This window comes from Planosporangium thailandense, from assembly GCF_011947195.1.
GTDB lineage: Bacteria > Actinomycetota > Actinomycetes > Mycobacteriales > Micromonosporaceae > Planosporangium > Planosporangium thailandense.
The window spans coordinates 132,289-152,751 of record NZ_JAATVY010000005.1 but is presented as its reverse complement, the minus strand read 5'-3'; the positions used below and the strand labels follow the sequence as shown (position 1 = coordinate 152,751).

Genomic DNA, 20,463 nt, shown 5'->3' with positions numbered 1-20,463 from the left:
TCAGCTCTTCTCCTTCTTCGCGCCGTAGCGGCTGCGGGCCTGCTTGCGGTTGCGGACGCCCTGGGTGTCCAACGAACCACGGATGATCTTGTAGCGGACGCCCGGAAGGTCCTTCACACGGCCGCCACGCACGAGCACGATCGAGTGCTCCTGCAGGTTGTGACCGACGCCGGGGATGTACGCGGTGACCTCGATCTGGCTGGTCAGCCGGACACGCGCCACCTTGCGCAGCGCGGAGTTCGGCTTCTTGGGCGTGGTCGTGTACACGCGCGTGCACACGCCGCGCCGCTGAGGGCTTCCCTTCAGCGCCGGCGTCTTCGTCTTAGTCGTCTTCGCCTGGCGGCCCTTACGGACCAGCTGCTGGATTGTGGGCACCGGGTTCCTGTCTCCCTTCGGCCTCCTGGCCGTGCCTTATTGGTGCTGTCGTCTTCGTCGCGGCCCTCGCCCGGTCGGTGCGCCGGCATCAGGCCCTTTCGGGCCCCTGCCGGCCCCCGCGGTCGGGCGTGTCGTCCGCACACGGGCTCCGGCTCAAGCTTCAAGCCGGATTTACCGGTGGCGCGCCACCACAGCGGTTGAAGCCGGCGTGGGCACGCACGAGTTGCCCGGCGGAGACCGGGCACGAGGGGAAAGAGTACCCACCCGGTGCACGCAGGTCAAAACGGGGTCCCGTATGCGGTGGCGAGTGACTCAGTCAGTTAAGGGTACCCGCTGATTCCCCCATCGTCCCGTCGGATTCAGATCAATAGTGCAAGCACCAGAGCGATGACGGTCAGAACGAGGCCGACACCACCGCAAGCGATGCCGGAGATCGCCATGCCGCGCCCGGCCAACCGGCCGACGGACCGCGTGATCTGCCGCACACTGAACCAGCCCAGGCCGATCGCACCCATGGCCAGCGCCGCGCTCAGCACGGCGAACGCCCCTCCGACGATCGGTCCCCAGCCCTGCTGCGCCCCGGCCAGGCCGAAACAGCCGACGACCAGGGACACCAGGATGGCGAGGATTCCGGCAACCATGCCGCCCACGGCCTGTCCCGACACGACCGGGGGAACGCTGAAGTAGGCCAGGCCGAAACCGGTACCCGGCACCGGCTCGATGTGGGGCGGTGTGCGGGTGGCTGGCGATGCGGGTGCAGGCATCGGCGGCGGGGCGGGTCGGTGCCACGGCTGCCCCGGCGGCGGGTACGGCGGTGACCCGGAGGCCGGACCGGCCGGCGGGTACGGCGGTGACCCGGGTACCGGACCGGCCGGCGGGCCGGAGAACGGCTGACCAGGGCGGCTCTGCGGCTGTGGCGCCGGCCGGTCCGGCGGGGCCCAGCCGTGTGCCGGCGCCTGCGCCCAAGGCTCAGTCGCCGACGGCGGCTGAGGCGGTGACGGCGGCTGAGGGGTCGACGGCGACTCCGGGCCCGACGGCGGCTCAGGGGTCGACGGCGGCTGAGGTGCCTGGGCCGGCTCCCGCGGACCCTCCGCTCCGGCCGACGGCTCCTCGCTCACCACGCTCCCCGCTCACCGGGGCAACCCGCCGCCTGGCCGGTCAGTCCGGTCGATGCTGCCCGCTTTCCCACCGCTGCTCCTTGCTCCGTCCCCTGCCGTCCCCGCGAATCTTGCCGCACCCGACCCGGCCGCACGTACCCGCCGGACAGTTGCTCAGTTCACCGTGGGTCCGTAGTCCCGGCCGGCCCCAGCCAGGTGCAGTAGGCCGGCGATGCTCGCCACGACGAGCGTCGCGGCCGCGAGGACGATTCCTACCCAGGCCAGCGCCACGCCCGTACGCACCCGCCGCTGGCCCACCAGGAACCCGGCCGCCCCTCGCATATCGACCCGCGCCTGCCTGGCCAGAACGAGAGCGATCGTTGCCGGTACGAGACCACCGATCAGTACACCGGTGAAAGCCGCCACGATGCCGAGCGCCAGAACGGCGCCCGCTTTGGTGGACGACACGGGTTCGGGGTCGAGCGGGTGCCGGCTGGGCTGCCCCGCCGTCGGCGCGACGCTGCTCATAGTCCAAGCAGACCACAGCCGCGGGCGGGGTCCCGCGCCGGCTCCGCGGCGACTCGCCGGACCGACCGGTCCGGTCGACGGTGCCTGACGGAGGGTGCGTGTTCCATGACGATTCGCATCGATCCGTCCCGTACCAGAGCCGAGAAAAACCTGTTGAAGCAACAGTCCGGTCCCCACGACGCGCTCCGAGGTTGTACCGTTGTCAGCACCAGGCCTGCTGCTTCCCCCGTGGTAGCAGGCCTGGCCTTTTTGTATCCGGCTTTGTATCCGGCCCGCTGGGTTCCGGCACCCCTGACATGACAGTGGGCCCCGAGGCGATGCCTCGGGGCCCACTGTCGTTGCGAGAGCTTTCGGACCTACCGGAACGAGCCCAGGTCGAAGTCGTCCAGCGGAACGGCCTGGCCGCTGGCCGGACCGAACCCGTAGTCGGACTCCGGGTACCCGGTCATCGAGTACACCTTGGCCTTCGCCTCGTCGGTCGGCTCCACCCGGATGTTGCGGTACTTGGCGATGCCCGTACCGGCCGGGATGAGCTTACCGATGATGACGTTCTCCTTGAGGCCGATCAGCGAGTCGCTGCGGGCGTGGATCGCGGCGTCGGTGAGCACCCGGGTCGTCTCCTGGAACGAAGCCGCGGACAGCCACGAGTCCGTTGCCAGCGACGCCTTGGTGATACCCATCAACACCGGTCGACCGGCGGCCGGCTCGCCACCCTCGGCGACGATCCGGCGGTTTTCCGCCTCGAACTGCGCCCGGTCCACGAGCACGCCCGGCAGGAACTCGGTCGAGCCGGAGTCGATGATCATGACCCGCTTGAGCATCTGGCGGATGATGATCTCGATGTGCTTGTCGTGGATGAGCACGCCCTGCGAACGGTAGACCTCCTGGACCTCCTGGGTGAGGTGCACCTGCACCGCCCGGGGGCCAAGGATGCGCAGCAGCTCGTGCGGGTCGATGGTGCCCTCGGTCAGCTTCTCGCCGACCTCGACGTGGCCACCGTCCTGCACGCGCAGGCGAACCCGCTTGGACAACTTGTCGTGGACGATCTCGTCGCTGCCGTCGTCCGGCACGATGACGATCTTCCGCATCCGCTCGCCGTCCTCGATCCGCACCCGGCCGGGGGTCTCGGCGATCGGCGCCTTGCCCTTCGGCACCCGGGCCTCGAAGATCTCCTGCACACGAGGCAGACCCTGCGTGATGTCCTCACCGGCGACACCACCGGTGTGGAACGTACGCATGGTCAGCTGGGTACCGGGCTCACCGATCGACTGGGCGGCGATGATGCCGACCGCCTCACCGACGTCCACCGTCTTGCCGGTCGGCAGCGAGCGGCCGTAGCACGCACCGCAGACGCCCAGCTTCGACTCGCAGGTGAGGACGCTGCGGACCCGCACCTGCTCGACCCCGGCGGCCACGAGCTTCTCGACCAGGACCGTGTTGATGTCCATGCCCCGCTCGGCGACCAGGTTGCCGTCGGCGTCACGGACGTCGTCGGCCAGGGTCCGGGCGTGCGCGCCGGTCTCGACGTGCTCGTGCGCGACGACCCGACCGTCGGCCCGCTGTCCGATCTGCATCGGGATCGCGCGGTCGGTGCCGCAGTCCTCCTCGCGGATGATGACGTCCTGCGACACGTCCACCAGACGACGGGTCAGGTAACCCGAGTCAGCGGTACGCAGCGCGGTGTCGGCCAGACCCTTACGGGCACCGTGCGTGGAGATGAAGTACTCCAGCACGGTCAGGCCCTCGCGGAACGAGGACTTGATCGGCCGCGGGATGATCTCACCCTTGGGGTTGGCCACCAGGCCACGGATCGCCGAGATCTGGCGGAGCTGGAGCAGGTTACCGCGGGCACCCGAGTGGATCATCTTCCACAGCGGGCTCTCCTGCGGCAGCGCGGTCTCCATCTCCTTGGCGACCTCGTTGGTCGCCTTGGTCCAGATCTCGATGAGCTCGCCGCGACGCTCCTCGGCGGTCATCAGACCACGCTGGTACTGCTTGTCGATCCGCTCGGCCTCCTTCTCGTAGCGCTCCAGGATCTCCCACTTGCGCGGAGGAGCGACCACGTCCTCGATGCCGATCGTCACGCCCGACCAGGTGGCCCAGTGGAAACCGGCCTCCTTGAGCGCGTCCAGCGTCGCGGCCAGCGTGACCTTCGGGAACCGCTCGGCGAGGTCGTTGACGATCGCCGAGAGCTGGCTCTTGCGGATCTCGTAGTTGACGAAGCGGTACCCGCGCGGCAGGGCCTCATTGAACAGCACCCGGCCGAGCGTGGTCTCGACGATCACCGGGTCGCCCGGCTGCCAGTCCTCGGGCGCCTCCCACGGCGCCGCGCCGGCACCGTTCTCGATCCCGATGATGTCCCGCAGCCGGATCTTCACCGGCGCCTGCAGGTGCAGTTCGCCGTTGTCGTACGCCATGCGGGCCTCGGCGTCGGACGCGAACGACCGACCCTCGCCCAGCATCCCCGCCCGCTTGTGGGTCAGGTGGTACAGGCCGATGACCATGTCCTGGGTCGGCATGGTGACCGGCTTGCCGTCGGCGGGCTTGAGGATGTTGTTGCTCGACAGCATGAGGATGCGGGCCTCGGCCTGCGCCTCCGCCGACAGCGGCACGTGGACCGCCATCTGGTCACCGTCGAAGTCGGCGTTGAACGCCGTGCAGACCAGCGGGTGGATCTGGATGGCCTTGCCCTCGACGAGCTGCGGCTCGAACGCCTGGATACCCAGCCGGTGCAGGGTGGGTGCCCGGTTGAGCAGCACGGGGTGCTCGGTGATGACCTCTTCCAGCACGTCCCACACGACCGGCCGCTGCCGCTCGACCATCCGCTTGGCGGACTTGATGTTCTGCGCGTGGTTGAGGTCCACCAGCCGCTTCATCACGAACGGCTTGAACAGCTCCAGCGCCATCTGCTTGGGCAGGCCGCACTGGTGCAGCTTGAGCCGCGGGCCGACCACGATGACCGAACGGCCGGAGTAGTCGACGCGCTTACCCAGCAGGTTCTGCCGGAACCGACCCTGCTTGCCCTTGAGCATGTCCGACAGCGACTTCAGCGGCCGGTTACCGGGACCGGTGACCGGGCGACCCCGGCGGCCGTTGTCGAACAGCGCGTCGACGGCCTCCTGGAGCATCCGCTTCTCGTTGTTGACGATGATCTCGGGAGCACCCAGGTCGATCAGGCGCTTGAGGCGGTTGTTGCGGTTGATGACCCGGCGGTACAGGTCGTTGAGGTCGCTGGTCGCGAACCGGCCACCGTCGAGCTGCACCATCGGGCGCAGGTCCGGCGGGATCACCGGGACGCAGTCGAGCACCATCCCCAGCGGCGAGTTGCTGGTGTTGAGGAAGGCGGCGACGACCTTCAGCCGCTTGAGCGCACGGATCTTGCGCTGGCCCTTGCCGCTGCGAATCGTCTCGCGCAGGTTCTCGGCCTCGGCGTCGAGGTCGAGGTTCTGCAGCAGGGACTTGATCGCCTCGGCACCCATGCCGCCGGCGAAGTACTCACCGAACCGGTCCCGCAGCTCGCGGTAGAGCAGCTCGTCGGTCACCAGCTGCTTCGGCTCCAGCTTGCGGAAGGTGTCGAGCACCTCGTCGAGGCGGTCGATCTCGCGCTGCGCCCGGTCGCGGATCTGGCGCATCTCGCGCTCGCCAGCCTCCTTGACCTTGCGCCGCACGTCGGCCTTGGCACCCTCGGCCTCCAGCTCGGCAAGGTCCTGCTCGAGCTTGGCGGCGCGCTTCTCGATCTCCGCGTCGCGGGCGTTCTCGGCCTGCCGCTTCTCGGCGCCGATCTCGCTCTCGATCGTCGACATGTCGCGGTGACGCGCCTCGGCGTCCACGCTGGTGACGACGTACGACGCGAAGTAGATGATCTTCTCGAGATCCTTCGGCGCCAGGTCCAGCAGGTAGCCCAGACGGCTGGGGACACCCTTGAAGTACCAGATGTGGGTGACGGAAGCGGCAAGCTCGATGTGGCCCATGCGCTCACGGCGGACCTTGGCCCGGGTCACCTCGACGCCGCAGCGCTCACAGATGATGCCCTTGAACCGGACCCGCTTGTACTTGCCGCAGTAGCACTCCCAGTCCCGGGTCGGACCGAAGATCTTCTCGCAGAAGAGTCCGTCCTTTTCGGGCTTGAGGGTGCGGTAGTTGATCGTCTCAGGCTTCTTGACCTCACCGTGCGACCACTGCCGGATGTCGTCGGCAGTAGCCAGCCCGATGCGAAGCTCGTCGAAGAAGTTGACGTCGAGCACTCTTCTATGTCCCTCGAATCAGTTGCTCGGGTGGTTGCCAGGGGTCGGGCGGGGGTCGCCGGGTGGCGACCCCCACACGGATAGATCAGACTTCCTCGACGCTGCTCGGCTCCCGCCGGGACAGGTCGATGCCCAGCTCCTCGGCGGCCCGGAACACCTCGTCGTCGGTCTCGCGCATCTCGAGGGCCACGCCGTCACTGGAGAGCACCTCGACGTTGAGGCACAGCGACTGCAGCTCCTTGAGCAGCACCTTGAACGACTCCGGGATGCCCGGCTCGGGGATGTTCTCGCCCTTGACAATGGCCTCGTAGACCTTGACCCGGCCGAGAACGTCGTCAGACTTGATCGTCAGCAGCTCCTGCAGCGCGTACGCCGCGCCGTAGGCCTGCATCGCCCAGCACTCCATCTCACCGAAGCGCTGTCCACCGAACTGCGCCTTACCACCCAGCGGCTGCTGCGTGATCATGGAGTACGGACCGGTGGACCGAGCGTGGATCTTGTCGTCAACCAGGTGGTTGAGCTTCAGGATGTAGATGTAGCCGACCGCGATCGGATCGGGCAGCGGTTCACCGGACCGGCCGTCGAACAGCTGCGTCTTACCGGAAGCACCCACCAACTGCTGACCGTCCCGGTTGGGCAGGGTCGCCGCGAGTAGGCCGGTGATCTCCTCCTCCCGGGCGCCGTCGAAGACCGGCGTCGCCACGTTGGTGTCCGGCTCGGACTCGTGGGCGTTGATCGCCCGGAGCGCCTTCTTCCACTCGGCGTCGTCGCCGTCGACCTTCCAACCGGTCTTGGCCACCCAGCCGAGGTGTGTCTCGAGCACCTGGCCGACGTTCATCCGGCTCGGCACACCGAGCGGGTTGAGAACGATGTCGACCGGGGTGCCGTCAGCCAGGAACGGCATGTCCTCGACCGGCAGGATCTTGGAGATGACGCCCTTGTTGCCGTGCCGGCCCGCGAGCTTGTCACCGTCCTGGATCTTGCGCTTCTGGGCGACGTACACCCGGACCAGCTCGTTCACACCCGGGGACAGCTCGTCGCCGTCCTCGCGGCTGAACGTACGCACGCCGATGACCGTGCCGTTCTCACCGTGCGGCACCTTGAGGCTGGTGTCGCGGACCTCACGGGCCTTCTCGCCGAAGATCGCCCGGAGCAGGCGCTCCTCCGGCGTCAGCTCGGTCTCGCCCTTCGGCGTGACCTTGCCGACCAGGATGTCACCCGGCACGACCTCGGCACCGATGCGGATGATGCCGCGCTCGTCCAGGTCGGCGAGCATCTCCTCGCTGACGTTGGGGATGTCGCGGGTGATCTCCTCCGGACCCAGCTTGGTGTCGCGGGCGTCCACCTCGTGCTCCTCGATGTGGATCGAGGTGAGCACGTCCTCCTGCACGAGGCGCTGCGACAGGATGATCGCGTCCTCGTAGTTGTGGCCCTCCCACGGCATGAACGCCACCAGCAGGTTGCGCCCGAGCGCCATCTCGCCCTCGTCGGTGCACGGACCGTCGGCGATGACCTGGCCGGCCTCGACGCGGTCGCCCTCGAAGACGGTCGGCTTCTGGTTGATGCAGGAGCCGGCGTTGGAGCGGCGGAACTTGTGCAGCAGGTACGTGCGGCGGTGGCCGTCGTCCTGGTGGATCGTGATGTAGTCGGCACACATGTCCTCGACCACACCCGGCTCCTCGGCCAGCACGACGTCACCGGCGTCCGTGGCCGCGCGGTACTCCATGCCGGTGCCGACCAGCGGCGACTCGGCCTTGACCAGCGGCACGGCCTGACGCTGCATGTTCGCACCCATCAGGGCCCGGTTGGCGTCGTCGTGCTCGAGGAACGGGATCATGGCCGTCGCGACCGACACCATCTGGCGCGGCGAGACGTCCATGTAGTCGACGGACTCGGGAGCGACGTTGTCGAGCTCGCCGCCCTTGCGTCGGACCAGGACCCGTTCCTCGGCGAACCTGCCGTCGGACTGCAGCGGCGCGTTCGCCTGCGCGATGACGTGCCGGTCCTCCTCGTCGGCGGTCAGGTAGTCGATCTGGTCGGTGACCCGACCGCCGACGACCTTCCGGTACGGCGTCTCGATGAAGCCGAACGGGTTGACCCGCGCGAACGTGGACAGGGCGCCGATCAGACCGATGTTCGGGCCTTCGGGCGTCTCGATCGGGCACATCCGGCCGTAGTGGGACGGGTGCACGTCACGGACCTCGAAGCCGGCCCGCTCCCGGGACAGACCACCCGGGCCGAGCGCGGAGAGGCGCCGGCGGTGGGTCAGACCCGCGAGCGGGTTGGTCTGGTCCATGAACTGGGACAGCTGCGACGTACCGAAGAACTCCTTGATCGCCGCCACGACGGGACGGATGTTGATCAGGGTCTGCGGCGTGATCGCCTCGACGTCCTGGGTGGTCATCCGCTCGCGGACGACCCGCTCCATGCGGGACAGGCCGACCCGGACCTGGTTCTGGATGAGCTCACCCACCGTCCGCAGCCGGCGGTTACCGAAGTGGTCGATGTCGTCGGCCTCGTAGCCCTCTTCGCCCGTGTGGAGCTTGCAGAGGTACTCGACCGTGGCCACGATGTCGTCTTCGGACAGGACACCCGTGGTGATCGGGATGTCCAGGTTGAGCTTCTTGTTGAACTTGTACCGGCCGACTTTGGCGACGTCGTACCGCTTGGGGTTGAAGAAGAGGTTGTCGAGCAGGGTCTGCGCGTTCTCCCGCGTCGGCGGCTCGCCCGGCCGCAGCTTGCGGTAGATGTCCAACAGCGCTTCGTCCTGGCCGGCGATGTGGTCCTTTTCCAGCGTGGTCATCATGAGCTCGGACCAGCCGAAGCGCTCACGGATGCGCTCGGCGGACCAGCCGATGGCCTTCAGGAGCACGGTCACCGCCTGGCGGCGCTTGCGGTCGATCCGCACGCCCACGGTGTCGCGCTTGTCGATGTCGAACTCCAGCCAGGCACCCCGGCTCGGGATGACCTTCACGCTGGAGAGATCACGGTCAGAGGTCTTGTCCGGCTGCTTGTCGAAGTACACGCCCGGAGACCGGACGAGCTGGCTCACCACGACGCGCTCGGTGCCGTTGATGATGAACGTGCCCTTGGGCGTCATCATCGGGAAGTCACCCATGAACACCGTCTGGCTCTTGATCTCGCCGGTGGTGTGGTTGGTGAACTCCGCGGTCACGAACAGCGGTGCGCAGTAGGTCAGGTCCTTCTCCTTGCACTCCTCGATCGAGGCCTTGACCTCGTCGAAGCGTGGCGCGGAGAACGACAGCGACATGGTGCCGGAGAAGTCCTCAATAGGGCTGATCTCGTCGAGAATCTCCGCGAGACCGGAGCGTGAGTGCTGATCACCAGCCGACCGAGCCTGCCAAGCCTCATTGCCAACCAGCCAGTCAAACGACTCGGTCTGGAGGGCGAGGAGGTTGGGAACCTCCAGGTGTTCGGTGATCCTGCCGAAGGAGATCCGGCGGGGAGCAAATGCGCTCGACGAGTTAATGGTCTTCGCAGGGCGGGAAGCTGCCAAGATGCGTCCTTCCGAGGACCGGTGGTGCGGCGGCCGTTTCGCGCGCAGCCTGAGGGCCCCCCGTCGAAAACGCCCACGGATGGGCCGTTGACAACTGAGGGGTAGTCGGCAGACAGCGCAAACTAGCAGTGTAGCCGAAAGGCTAACCGCTGTCGAGTCGCCATCGGTGAGTGCCGGAAAAATGCCCTCTGACCTCTGGAAATCCAGAGACCGGAGGCGTCTCGGCACCGACCTGGCCACTCCCCGGGCTTCGGCCGACAGGCCGCTTCCCAGGCGGACGCGCCGGTTGCCAGCTGCCCGCCGGAGGCGGACGAGTTGGCCGCGGCGTCCACGGAAGGTCGTGCTGCTTCAGCCTGCCTGGATCGTGGTCGTCGAGTCAAGGGCTGTCGCATCGGCGCGCCGCGTGTCGGATCGGACGGCCGCCGCGGCGACAGCGGGCCGGTGCCACCGTGCCCGACCCGCCCCCCGGCTTGGCCTGCTGAAACGCCAGCGAGAGGCCCCAAATACGAGGCGGCCGCCCGGGGTGTACCCGGACGGCCGCCGTCGCGACACGCGGCGCACGAGGCGCCGCAAGATCACTTAAGGGTGACCTTGGCGCCTTCGGCCTCGAGCTTGGCCTTGGCCTTGTCGGCGGCCTCCTTGTTGGCCTTCTCCAGGACCGGCTTCGGAGCGGCCTCGACCAGGTCCTTGGCCTCCTTGAGGCCCAGGCCGGTCAGCTCACGCACGACCTTGATGACCTGGATCTTCTTGCCGCCGTCAGCCTCGAGGATGACGTCGAACTCGTCCTTCTCCTCCTCAGCCGGGGCGGCAGCGCCGGCGGCGGCCGGGGCACCGGCAGCGGCGACGGCGACCGGCGCGGCGGCCTTGACGTCGAAGGTCTCCTCGAACTGCTTGACGAACTCGGACAGCTCGATCAGCGTCATCTCCTTGAACGCGTCGAGCAGCTCGTCGGTGCTGAGCTTAGCCATGAGGTGGCTTTCCTTTCCTAGCTACGAAAAATCAAGATCAGGCTTCGGTCGAGGCCTCGGCCTCGACCGAAGCGGCTTCAGCGCCACCTTCGGCGGAACGCTTGTCCTGCAGGGCCGCAGCCAGGCGCGCGGCCTGGGCAAGCGGAGCCTGGAAGGTCGCGGCGGCCTTGCTCATGCTTGCCTTCATGGCGCCGGCCAGCTTGGCCAGCAGCACCTCGCGGGTCTCAAGGTCGGCGAGCTTCTTGACGTCGTCCGCAGACATGGGACGACCCTCGAAGACACCGCCCTTGACGACGAGGAGCGGGTGGGCCTTCGCGAAATCACGCAGGCCCTTCGCCGCCTCGACGGGGTCACCGCCGACGAAGGCGAGCGCGGTAGGACCGGTGAACAAATCGTCGAGGCCGCTGATGCCCGCGTCGGTCGCCGCGCGCTTCGCCAGCGTGTTCTTCGCCACGGAGTACGTGGTTTCGCGACCGAGCGCGCGCCGAAGCTCCTTGAGCTGCGCGACCGTGAGGCCGCGGTACTCGGTGAGCAGCGTCGCCGACGAGCTACGGAACTGCTCGGTCAGCTCAGCGACCGCGGTGGCCTTGTCGGCCCGAACCGGCTTGTCCGCCATGTCCCTCCTCTCTCGTTACTTCAGGCTGGTCGGCCCGGAAAACGAGAGACGCCCCGGCGCAGGGCGCACGGGGCGGGAACCGGTCACACGGACCGTCACGCTTGCCGTCCATCGAATCTTCCGACCCGGCGGCGTCTGCAGCCGAGCGGAACATCCGCCCTGCGCGGGTCGCCCGCGGATGCGGGACCTTCTGCCGTGCGAGCACGGCGACCAGCGGTCTATGGGTGGAACTACGCAGGCTAGGGTACGCGAACGCCCGGCCGTCGCCAAATCGGGTCGGGTCAGATCCGCCACCGGCGGACCCGGGAGTAGCCGACGACCGCCGCGGCGGTCCACACCGCGGCGTGCGCGGTGAGCTTCGCCACCTCCGCGAGCACGAACCCGCGCACGGCCAGCCGCGTGACCGGGAGCGCGGGCGGCGCCAGCCACCAGACCGGTGACCCGCGCAGGCCGAGTACGAGGGTGACGACCACGCCGCACACCAGGACGACGGCGCCGGTGCCGAACGCCCGGGTGACGGCGCGACTCGCGAGCCCGCCCAGCGCGACGGCCGGCGCGACGACGACCAGATGGGCCCACAACCCCACCGCGATCCCGGACCCGAGCGTCGGGTCTCCCGGGTGCGGGTGCACCTGGATGCCGGCGAGCACCCAGGGCAGCACGAGGGCGAGCACCACGAGCGGCAGCGCCGCCACCACCGCGGCGAGCAGACCGGCCGCCCGCTCCCGGCGCGCCGAGCCGAGCGCCACGACAGCCAGCCGCCGCTGCACGTCGGGCTCGGCATCCAGCAGCAGCTTCGTCTGCCAGGCGAACACCGGGAACAGCAGCAGGGCCGACACCCCGTACGCCTCGCCGGCCGGGGCCTGGCCGCCCCCGTAGAACCCGCCGAGCACGAGCAGGCACGTGAGGAGCGGCGCGAGGAACCGGCCGGTCCGCACGTAGCCGGCCAGGCGCATCCGGATCAGCGCGGTCACCGGGCGCTCCACCGGGCGGCGGGCTCGTCGCGTACCCGCAGGACCTCGTGCCCGGCGGCGCGCAACTGCGCGACGGTGTCGGTGGCGCGGTCGGCGCTCACCGCCACCTCGATGACGCGGCGGCCACCGCCGGCGGCCGGCAGTACCTCGGTCACGTGCCCGCCGTCGACCTGCCACGTACGCGCCCCGGGCAGGTCGACCAGCGCCCCCGAATGGTCGCTGACGATCACGGAGCCACCGGTGGCGGTCACCTCGGCGATGACCCGGGGCAGTTCGGCGAGCACGGCGCCGTCCAGCCCCTCCGTCGGCTCGTCCAACACGAGCAGGCCGGGCGGGACAAGGAGAGCCTGGATCAGACCGACCTTCTGTACGGTGCCCTTGGACAGCGCCGGCAGCCGCACGTCGAGGTACGGCGTGAGCTGGAACCGCTCCGCCCAGTCCCGGGCGGCCGACCGCGCCGTCGCGGGCCGCCGGCCCCGGATCGCGCCCATGTGGGTGAGGTAGTCGGCGACGGTGAACGGCTGGTCCGGCGGGAATCGTTCGGGCACCCACGCGACCGGTTCCGGCCGGTCGGTGATGCGCCCCCGCGCCGGGGTGAGGGTCCCCACGATCGCGCGGAGAAGGGTCGACTTGCCCGCACCGTTGCGGCCCAGCAGGACCGCGGTGGCGCCGGCCGGCAGCGACAGCGACACCTCACGCAGCACCCATGGCGCCCGGGGCCCGTACCGCAGCCAAAGATCCTCGATGCGCACCGGGCGAGCCTAACCAACAAAAAGCCGCCGGGCGCCCCGCTACGCGGGTGCGCCCGGCGGCCCCGGGTCCAGCGACCTTACTCGGCCGACTCTTCCTCGGTCAGGTTGCGCGTGCGGTTGGGGTCGACCGGGATGCCCGGCCCCATGGTGGTGCTCATCGAGATCTTCTTGAGGTACTTGCCCTTGGCCGCGGACGGCTTCGCGCGCAGCACCTCGTCGAGAACGGCGGCGTAGTTCTCGATCAGCTTGGTCTCGTCGAAGCTCGCCTTCCCGATGATCAGGTGGAGGTTGGCGTGCTTGTCGACGCGGAAGGTGATCTTTCCGCCCTTGATGTCGGAGACCGCCTTGGTGACGTCCATCGTCACGGTGCCGGTCTTCGGGTTCGGCATGAGACCGCGCGGGCCCAGGATCCGCGCGATCCGACCGATCTTGGCCATCTGGTCCGGAGTGGCGATGGCCGCGTCGAAGTCGAGCCAGCCCTCCTGAATGCGGGCGACGAGGTCGTCCGAGCCGACCGCGTCCGCGCCGGCCGCCTCCGCCTCGGCGGCCTTCTCGCCGGCGGCGAAAACGATCACACGGGCGGTCTTGCCGGTGCCGTGCGGCAGGTTGACGACGCCGCGCACCATCTGGTCGGCCTTGCGCGGGTCGACGCCCAGCCGCATGGCCACCTCGACGGTGGCGTCGAACTTCGTCGGGCTGGTCTGCTTGGCCAGCTTGACGGCCTGCGCCGGGCTGTAGAGCGCGTCGCGGTCGATCTGCTCGGCCGCCTTGCGGTAGTTCTTGCCGTGCTGCATGAGTCTTAGCTCCTGTGGTCGTTGGCGGACCGCTCGCGGTCCTCCCACGTGGTTGTCTGAGGTCTACTCGGCGACCGTGATGCCCATCGACCGGGCGGTGCCGGCGATGATCTTCTCGGCCTGCTCGACGTCGTTGGCGTTGAGGTCGGCCATCTTCTTCTCGGCGATCTCACGCAGCTGGGCGCGGCTGATCGAGCCGACCTTCTCCTTGTGCGGGACGCCCGAGCCCTTCTGGATACCGGCGGCCTTGATCAGCAGGCGCGCGGCGGGCGGGGTCTTCAGCACGAACGTGAAGGAGCGGTCCTCGTAGACGCTGATCTGCGCCGGGACGATGTCACCACGCGAGCCTTCAGTGGCGGCGTTGTACGCCTTGACGAACTCCATGATGTTCACACCGTGCTGGCCGAGCGCGGGGCCGACCGGCGGCGCCGGGGTGGCCTGGCCAGCCGGCAGCTGAAGCGTGAACGTCTTGACGAGCTTCTTCTTCGGAGGCATGTCTGTCTTCCTGGGCGTGTTGCTCGCCCGGCGCACTGCCGGGCGAGACGGGTCTGCTTGACACTCGATGCCGGAACGCGCGCACGCTGACGCGCCGGCGATCGGGCCGGACGGTCTAGGTTACCCCAGCCGGGCTAGAGCTTCGCCACCTGGTTGAAGTTGAGCTCGACCGGCGTCTCCCGACCGAAGATCGAAACCAGCACCTTCAGCTTCTGCTGGTCGGCGTTGATCTCGCTGATCGTCGCGGGCAGCGAGGCGAAGGCACCGTCGGTGACGGTGACCGAGTCGCCGACCTCGAAGTCGAGGACCTTGATCTCGGGCTTGCCCGCCTTCTTCTCCTCCTGCTGGACGGCCGGGGCCAGCCACTTGACGACCTCGTCGAGCGACAGCGGCGCGGGCCGGTCGGCCCGGTCGGTGGCGCCGACGAAGCCGGTCACGCCCGGCGTGTTACGCACGCAGGAGTAGGACTCCGGGGTCAGCTCCATGCGGACCAGGATGTAGCCCGGGAAGACCTTGTTCTGCACCTGCAGCCGCTTGCCGTTCTTGACCTCGACCTCTTCCCGGGTCGGCACCTCGACCTGGTAGATGAAGTCCTCCATGTCGAGGCTCGTGATCCGGGTCTCGAGGTTGGTCTTGACCTTGTTCTCGTAGCCGGCGTACGAGTGCACCACGTACCAGTCACCGGGCGCGAACCGCAGCGCGGCGCGCAGCTCGGCGACCGGGTCGGTGACGTCAGCGTCCCCGCCGGGCATCCCCTCAGCGGGAGCCAGCTCGACGGACCCGGCGCCGGCAGGAGCGGTCTCGTCGGCCGTGGCCTCGGTCTCGGCGGGCGTGGCGTCGGTCTCCGCCGGAGCGGTCTCGGCGCCCGCGGCCCCGCCGACCTCGTGGGCCGCCGTCGCGACGGTGGCGTCGTCGCCGAACTCAGCGGCCTCGACCTCGTCGTACTCAGGCACGTTGCTCACTTCCATTGCTTTTCGCGGCTACCGCCGCACGGGTGTCGGCCTGTTGTCCGGCCCGACTCGTCACTTACCCTTGCCGGTGCCGAACACGTGGAGAACGGCCTGTGCGAAGCCGTAGTCCAGCAGTCCGACGATCGTCATGATGACCGCGACAAACACGACCACGACGGCGGTGTAGGTCAGCAGCTCCTTGCGGGTCGGCCAGATGACCTTGCTCAGCTCGCTGATGATCTCACGGATGAAGTTGCGGATCCGGGCGAACACACCGGGCCGCGCGGCGGCCTTGCGCTTGGCCGGGGCCCGGGTCGACTTGTCGACCGCGGTCGCCCGCTTGGACCGGGACGCCGGCTTGTCGAGGCGCTCATCGACATCGTCGTCGCGGAGGGCGTCTCCGTCGAGCCCCTCGTCGAGGCGCTCGTCCACGGCGTCCTCGCCGCGGCGCTTGCTCTCGGCCACTTCCGCCCTCTTCCGTGATGTCGCGATGGTCTTCCCAGGTCTACGGTCTTGGCCCGACTCAGGCCGGGGTCTGCTCCGACGACTGGCCGTCACGGTCGCGACATCGCCGCGTGGCAATGCCCACCACCGAGCACCTCGGTCGGTCTCAGCCGGCTGCCAGGCCCTTCGGCGCAGGGGCGACAGGACTCGAACCTGCAACCTGCGGTTTTGGAGACCGCTGCGCTGCCAATTGCGCCACACCCCTCTGCGGGACCGCTCCCCTGGCTCGGGCGCGCGCCGAGACAGGGGTACACACCCCACGGGCGACCAGTGTACGGGTAACTTCCCCGCTTTCCCAACCGCCCCGGTCAACCGACCCGGATAACCGCTCGCGCCTGGCCCAGCACCTTCTCACCGCCGCAGGTAGCGGTGATCTCCAACTGCGCGTGCCCCTGCTCCGTGAAGCCCTTGACCACGGCGCCGACGACCACCTCGGTGCCCTCGTCGTCGTCGGGGACGACGACGGGCTTGGTGAAGCGCACCCCGTACTCGACGACGGCCGCCGGATCCCCGGCCCAGGCGAGCACCGCCTGGCCGGCCAGCGCCATCGTGTACATCCCGTGCGCGATCACCCCGGGAAGGCCGACCTTCGTCGCGATCCGGTCACTCCAGTGGATCGGGTTGAAGTCGCCCGACGCACCGGCGTACCGGACGAGATCGGCCCGGGTCACCCGAAAGGTGTGCGGCGTGAGCTTGTCACCGATCTCCATGTCAGCCCTCCCCACGGACGACGAGCTTGGACCAGACCGTCACGACGGGCTCGCCGTCCTCGGTCGACACCTCGGTACGGGTGGTGACGAAGTCGTGCCCACCCCGGGAGGTGATGTCCTCGACGGCGCACACGCAGGTCAGCCGGTCCCCCGCGTACACCGGACGGGTGTAGCGGAAGCGCTGGTCGCCGTGCACCACCCGGCTGTAGTCGATACCCAGCGCCGGATCGGCGATGATCTGCTCGCTGGCCTTCATGGTCACCACGAACGGAAACGTCGGCGGCGCGACGAGGTCCGGATGGCCGAGCGCACGGGCGGCCGCCGGATCGGTGTGCGCGGCATGAACGGCGCCGACGGCCGCCGCGAACTCCCGGATCTTCTCGCGGCCGACCTCGTAGCTCGGCGTCGGCGGGTACGTACGGCCGACGAAGGAGGGGTCCAAAGACATGCGCTGAACCTACCGGTTCGCAGCGTCCGGCGGGCCGGGATACGCGCCGGACCGGCGATCAGGGCTGGACGAGGCCGGACAACAGAAGTGGCGACACCCGAAGCCGGGGGCCGCCACCAGAGCCTGTGTGCGTGAGGTCAGCGCGTCTCGCGGTGCGCCGTGTGCTTGCCGCAGCGCGGGCAGAACTTCTTCAGCTCGATGCGGTCGGGGTCGTTACGACGGTTCTTCCGCGTGATGTAGTTGCGCTCCTTGCACTCCACACACGCCATAGTGATCTTCGGACGTACGTCGGTCGCCTTGGCCACGGCGGAGTGCCTTCCTCGAAAATGGGTCAACTACCGGCGTACGACAGTAGCGCGCGCCTAGGGAGATCTGCAAAGCGGGTGCTCCGCAAACCTCGGGTTCACCGTAGCGGTGGCCGGACTTGAACCGGCGACACAGCGATTATGAGCCGCTTGCTCTGCCAACTGAGCTACACCGCCGCGTCGGGCTCTGCCTACGGCTGAACCCGTGGAGCCCCCTTACGGAATCGAACCGTAGACCTTCTCCTTACCATGGAGACGCTCTGCCGACTGAGCTAAGGGGGCGGGCTTTCACCCAGCGCGCACGCATACCGCGCTCGCGCACCGGCTAAGAGTACACGCCACCCGCGCAGCGACGAAATCGAGTACCGACATCGGCGCGCCGCGCGTCACGGAACCGCGCGCAACCAGCGCACTTCGCCCGCCGGAGTCGGCTCGGCCTGCATCTGCGCGGCGTACCAGGCGTCCAACCGCTCGTAGGGCAACGGCCGGCTGAACAGGAATCCCTGACCGACGTCGCAGCCGATCTCCTCCAGCAGCCCGAGCGTGAGTTCGCTCTCCACGCCTTCGGCGACGACGCTGAGCCCGAAGTGGCGCGACATGTCGACGATCGTCCGGACGATGGCGAGATCACCGGGGTCGGTGGCCATGCCCTCCACGAACGTACGGTCGATCTTGACTTCCTGTACCGGCAACCGACGCAGGTATCCGAGCGACGAGAACCCGGTGCCGAAGTCGTCTACGGACAGCCGCACCCCGAGATCACGCAGGGCGCGCAGGGTGGCCAGCGCCCGATCCGGGTCACCGACCACACCACCCTCGGTGATCTCGAGGGTCAGCAGGCCCGGGTCGACCGCGTACTCACCGAGCACGGCCGCCACCCGCGACGGGAACGCCGGGTCGACGAGCGTGCGCGGCGACAGGTTGACCGACACGGGGAACTCCCGGCCCGCGTCCTCCCACTCACGGGCCCGCCGCAACCCCTCGCGCAGCACCACCTCGGTCAGCCGGCCGAGCTGACCCGTGTGCTCGGCGACCGCGACGAAATCCTGGGGAGCGACCGGTCCGTGTACGGGGTGGTTCCAGCGGGAGAGGCACTCCACCCCGACCAGCCGGCGGTCGCGCAGATTGACCTTGGGCTGGAAGTACACCTGCAACTGGCCCTCGTCGAGAGCGCGCCGCAGGTCGCCGGCGAGCCCGACCCGGCGAGCGGAGCGGGACTCCAGCGTGGCGGAGAACAGTTGGACCGAGGAGTGCCGGATCTTCGCGGCGTACGTGGCGACGTCGGCGTGCTGCAGCAGGGTCGCCGAGTCGGCGCCATGGTCGGGGTGGACGGCCACCCCCACCACGCAGTCGACGTCGATACTCAGCGCGCCGAAGGCCTTCCGGCCCTGCACCGACTCGCGGATCTTCGCGGCCAGTCCGACCGCCTCCTCCGCGCCGGCGGTACGCACGGTGACCGCGAACTCGTTGCCGCCGATCCGGCCGACGAGCGCGGCGGGCGGGGCCAGTTCGCGCAGCCGGCGGGCGAACTCGGCGAGCAGTTTGTCACCGGCCCCGTGGCCGAGCGACTCGTTGACCTGACGCAGCCGGGCGACGTCGAACAGCAGTACCGCGACCACGTCCTCGGGGGTCTGGACCTTGATGGCCTCGTCGAGGGCGTTGAGGATGCGGCGCCGGTTGGGCAGGCCGGTGAGCGCGTCGTGCTGCGCGTCGAACCGCAGCCGGTCGACCAGACGGGAGTTCTCGACGGCGACACTGGCGTGGGCGGCCACCGTCTCCAGCAGCCGGACGTCGTCCGGGCCGAAGTGGGCGCGGTCCCCCAGGCGTCCGGCGACCTCGAGGGTTCCGATGATGACGTCGCCGGAGCGCAGCGGCACCACCACGGCGCCCTTCGTCCGCTTTTCGCGGAGCGTCGGGAGCAGGTGCTCGTCGGGCAGCTTCGGGCCCACCGCGACCGTCTGGCCGGTCTCCATCGCCTTGGCCCGCAGCAGGTCCGGGGTGCCGGGCGCGTCGAGCAGTCCCCGGTAATCGGTGCGAGCCGACAGCAGCACCTCCGGGTACCGGCCGGAGGCGGGCAGCCACAGGGTGGCGTACTCGGCCCGGAGCAGCTTGCGCGTGCGGGACAGCAGCACGTCCATGACGGTGCCGTCCCGACCGCCCTCGCTGACGGCCTGGGTGAGGTCGTACAGCTCGCTCAGGCTCTTGTGCTGGCGGAGGAACATCGCGTAGGCCCGGTAGGCCATGACGAAGACCACGCCCAGGCCGGCCAGCAGCGTGAGTCCCCATGGCGTCGCGTGCAGCACCAGGACGACGATCAGTCCGATCACGACGTTGATCTCGGCGACCAGGAGGCACGAGACGACGGTCCGGATGAGGTCACCCCGGGACATCCGCCCCTGCACCAGGTTGACGACCCCGATCACCGCCGCCAGCACGGTGAGCTCCTTCAGCGTGACCGCGGCGGCGAGCAGCAGCCACGACGCCGGCTCGACGGCGACCGGGTTCGGGTCCTGGGCGCGGACCACGAGGCCGGCCAGCGCGGTGCCGGCCGCGCACGCGGCGACGTTGAAACAGGCCTTGACCGGCGACACCCGCTGCCACGCCTGGCCCAGCGCGGCGGCCACGAGCCGGACGAGGACGACGGTGAGCGGCGGCAGGAAGAACAGGCCGAGCAGGAGCGGGACTTCCGCCAACGACACGGCAAAGACCTGCCGCCGCACCTCTATGCGGAGGACGGTGACGTCGGCGGCCCAGTACAGGACCAGGTAGAGCAGCGCGAGCGACCACTCACCGAAGGGTCGGGGGACGGCTGCGACGGTTACGACAGACAAGGACAGGGCCATCGCGGACAGTGCCACCGTGATGAGCCACGCGAGTTGTGGCGACCGTGGTACCGCCCGCGGACGGGCCATCGAGACTCCCCTAACGGGCGGCGTCCACGCTCGCCCACTGTGAAGGCACCATCTGCCATTGCACCTCAGCGGCCGAGCGCGTGTGACCCGCAGCGCCGAGCGCGGCACCGCCGGCGGCCACGCCGAGACCGACCGCGAGCGCCAAAGTAAGTCGAACCGCCCACCGACCAAGAGTCTTCTTACTCATTTGATCGTGCTCCTGTCCTCACATGCGAGTCCATCGGCGGTAGGGGTACGGCCGATGCTGCCACACCCGCCAACGCCGTGAAACCAC

18 protein-coding genes and 3 tRNA genes are annotated in these 20,463 nt (G+C 69.1%); 1 reads left to right on the top strand and 20 read right to left on the bottom strand.

What is annotated here, in order from left to right; genetic code table 11:
• Both rpsL and HC031_RS10465 read right to left on the bottom strand, forming a co-directional pair.
• Positions 1–375 (bottom strand): 30S ribosomal protein S12, encoded by a 375-nt coding sequence (gene rpsL, locus HC031_RS10470; RefSeq protein ID WP_167925028.1) that lies wholly within the window; start codon positions 373–375, stop codon positions 1–3.
• Positions 376–734: 359 nt separating this feature from the next.
• The gene (locus HC031_RS10465; protein ID WP_338090581.1) at positions 735–1,088 is read right to left on the bottom strand and encodes a hypothetical protein; all 354 of its coding nucleotides are present in this window, start codon (positions 1,086–1,088) and stop codon (positions 735–737) included.
• Positions 1,089–1,113: 25 nt separating this feature from the next.
• Between HC031_RS10465 and HC031_RS10460 the strand changes: the two genes are divergently transcribed.
• Positions 1,114–1,269: a hypothetical protein gene (locus tag HC031_RS10460; protein WP_167924905.1), complete on the top strand. Its 156-nt coding sequence runs from the start codon at positions 1,114–1,116 to the stop codon at positions 1,267–1,269.
• Between the two features lie 377 nt (positions 1,270–1,646).
• Here the strand turns inward: HC031_RS10460 and HC031_RS10455 are convergent, their stop codons facing one another.
• The 18 genes from HC031_RS10455 to HC031_RS10370 form a co-directional block, all read right to left on the bottom strand.
• Positions 1,647–2,000: a hypothetical protein gene (locus HC031_RS10455; protein ID WP_167925026.1), complete on the bottom strand. Its 354-nt coding sequence runs from the start codon at positions 1,998–2,000 to the stop codon at positions 1,647–1,649.
• A 356-nt stretch (positions 2,001–2,356) separates the two neighbouring features.
• Positions 2,357–6,244, bottom strand: a complete 3,888-nt coding sequence (locus HC031_RS10450; protein ID WP_167925025.1) for a DNA-directed RNA polymerase subunit beta' — start codon at positions 6,242–6,244, stop codon at positions 2,357–2,359.
• A gap of 85 nt (positions 6,245–6,329) precedes the next feature.
• Positions 6,330–9,761 (bottom strand): DNA-directed RNA polymerase subunit beta, encoded by a 3,432-nt coding sequence (gene rpoB, locus HC031_RS10445; protein ID WP_167925024.1) that lies wholly within the window; start codon positions 9,759–9,761, stop codon positions 6,330–6,332.
• A gap of 575 nt (positions 9,762–10,336) precedes the next feature.
• The gene (gene rplL, locus HC031_RS10440; protein WP_167925023.1) at positions 10,337–10,729 is read right to left on the bottom strand and encodes a 50S ribosomal protein L7/L12; all 393 of its coding nucleotides are present in this window, start codon (positions 10,727–10,729) and stop codon (positions 10,337–10,339) included.
• Positions 10,730–10,766: 37 nt separating this feature from the next.
• Entirely contained in the window at positions 10,767–11,345 is a 579-nt protein-coding gene (rplJ, locus tag HC031_RS10435; RefSeq protein WP_167925022.1) for a 50S ribosomal protein L10, read from the bottom strand.
• Between the two features lie 281 nt (positions 11,346–11,626).
• Positions 11,627–12,319: a hypothetical protein gene (locus HC031_RS10430; RefSeq protein ID WP_167925021.1), complete on the bottom strand. Its 693-nt coding sequence runs from the start codon at positions 12,317–12,319 to the stop codon at positions 11,627–11,629.
• A complete protein-coding gene (locus HC031_RS10425) occupies positions 12,316–13,071 on the bottom strand; it encodes an ATP-binding cassette domain-containing protein (RefSeq protein ID WP_167925020.1) in 756 nt (251 codons plus the stop codon). Before HC031_RS10425 ends, HC031_RS10430 begins: the two co-directional genes overlap by 4 nt.
• A 77-nt stretch (positions 13,072–13,148) precedes the next feature.
• Positions 13,149–13,865: a 50S ribosomal protein L1 gene (gene rplA, locus HC031_RS10420; RefSeq protein WP_167925019.1), complete on the bottom strand. Its 717-nt coding sequence runs from the start codon at positions 13,863–13,865 to the stop codon at positions 13,149–13,151.
• Between the two features lie 63 nt (positions 13,866–13,928).
• Complete coding sequence (gene rplK / locus HC031_RS10415; protein WP_167925018.1) at positions 13,929–14,360, bottom strand: 50S ribosomal protein L11; 432 nt, start codon at positions 14,358–14,360, stop codon at positions 13,929–13,931.
• Between the two features lie 134 nt (positions 14,361–14,494).
• The gene (nusG, locus tag HC031_RS10410) at positions 14,495–15,313 is read right to left on the bottom strand and encodes a transcription termination/antitermination protein NusG (RefSeq protein ID WP_167925166.1); all 819 of its coding nucleotides are present in this window, start codon (positions 15,311–15,313) and stop codon (positions 14,495–14,497) included.
• Between the two features lie 69 nt (positions 15,314–15,382).
• Complete coding sequence (gene secE, locus HC031_RS10405) at positions 15,383–15,775, bottom strand: preprotein translocase subunit SecE (RefSeq protein WP_167925017.1); 393 nt, start codon at positions 15,773–15,775, stop codon at positions 15,383–15,385.
• 171 nt (positions 15,776–15,946) lie between these two features.
• Positions 15,947–16,019, bottom strand: a tRNA-Trp gene (locus tag HC031_RS10400).
• Positions 16,020–16,122: 103 nt separating this feature from the next.
• Complete coding sequence (locus HC031_RS10395) at positions 16,123–16,524, bottom strand: MaoC family dehydratase (RefSeq protein ID WP_167925016.1); 402 nt, start codon at positions 16,522–16,524, stop codon at positions 16,123–16,125.
• A gap of 1 nt (position 16,525) precedes the next feature.
• Complete coding sequence (locus HC031_RS10390; protein ID WP_167925015.1) at positions 16,526–16,972, bottom strand: MaoC family dehydratase N-terminal domain-containing protein; 447 nt, start codon at positions 16,970–16,972, stop codon at positions 16,526–16,528.
• Positions 16,973–17,109: 137 nt separating this feature from the next.
• A complete protein-coding gene (rpmG, locus tag HC031_RS10385; protein ID WP_167925014.1) occupies positions 17,110–17,277 on the bottom strand; it encodes a 50S ribosomal protein L33 in 168 nt (55 codons plus the stop codon).
• A 104-nt stretch (positions 17,278–17,381) separates the two neighbouring features.
• Positions 17,382–17,454: transfer RNA gene (locus HC031_RS10380), tRNA-Met, on the bottom strand.
• A gap of 29 nt (positions 17,455–17,483) precedes the next feature.
• Positions 17,484–17,559: transfer RNA gene (locus tag HC031_RS10375), tRNA-Thr, on the bottom strand.
• 104 nt (positions 17,560–17,663) lie between these two features.
• On the bottom strand, positions 17,664–20,189 hold the full coding sequence (locus HC031_RS10370) for a putative bifunctional diguanylate cyclase/phosphodiesterase (protein ID WP_167925013.1): 2,526 nt from the start codon (positions 20,187–20,189) through the stop codon (positions 17,664–17,666).
• Between the last annotated feature and the right edge of the window lie 274 nt (positions 20,190–20,463).

Bases quoted from the DNA above. Each gene is read 5' to 3' on its own strand.
- HC031_RS10455 (WP_167925026.1), bottom strand. From the start codon at position 2,000: ATGAGCAGCGTCGCGCCGACGGCGGGGCAGCCCAGCCGGCACCCGCTC.
- rplL (WP_167925023.1), bottom strand. From the start codon at position 10,729: ATGGCTAAGCTCAGCACCGACGAGCTGCTCGACGCGTTCAAGGAGATG.
- rplJ (WP_167925022.1), bottom strand. From the start codon at position 11,345: ATGGCGGACAAGCCGGTTCGGGCCGACAAGGCCACCGCGGTCGCTGAG.
- rplA (WP_167925019.1), bottom strand. From the start codon at position 13,865: ATGCAGCACGGCAAGAACTACCGCAAGGCGGCCGAGCAGATCGACCGC.
- rplK (WP_167925018.1), bottom strand. From the start codon at position 14,360: ATGCCTCCGAAGAAGAAGCTCGTCAAGACGTTCACGCTTCAGCTGCCG.
- HC031_RS10395 (WP_167925016.1), bottom strand. From the start codon at position 16,524: ATGGAGATCGGTGACAAGCTCACGCCGCACACCTTTCGGGTGACCCGG.
- HC031_RS10390 (WP_167925015.1), bottom strand. From the start codon at position 16,972: ATGTCTTTGGACCCCTCCTTCGTCGGCCGTACGTACCCGCCGACGCCG.
- HC031_RS10370 (WP_167925013.1), bottom strand. From the start codon at position 20,189: ATGGCCCGTCCGCGGGCGGTACCACGGTCGCCACAACTCGCGTGGCTC.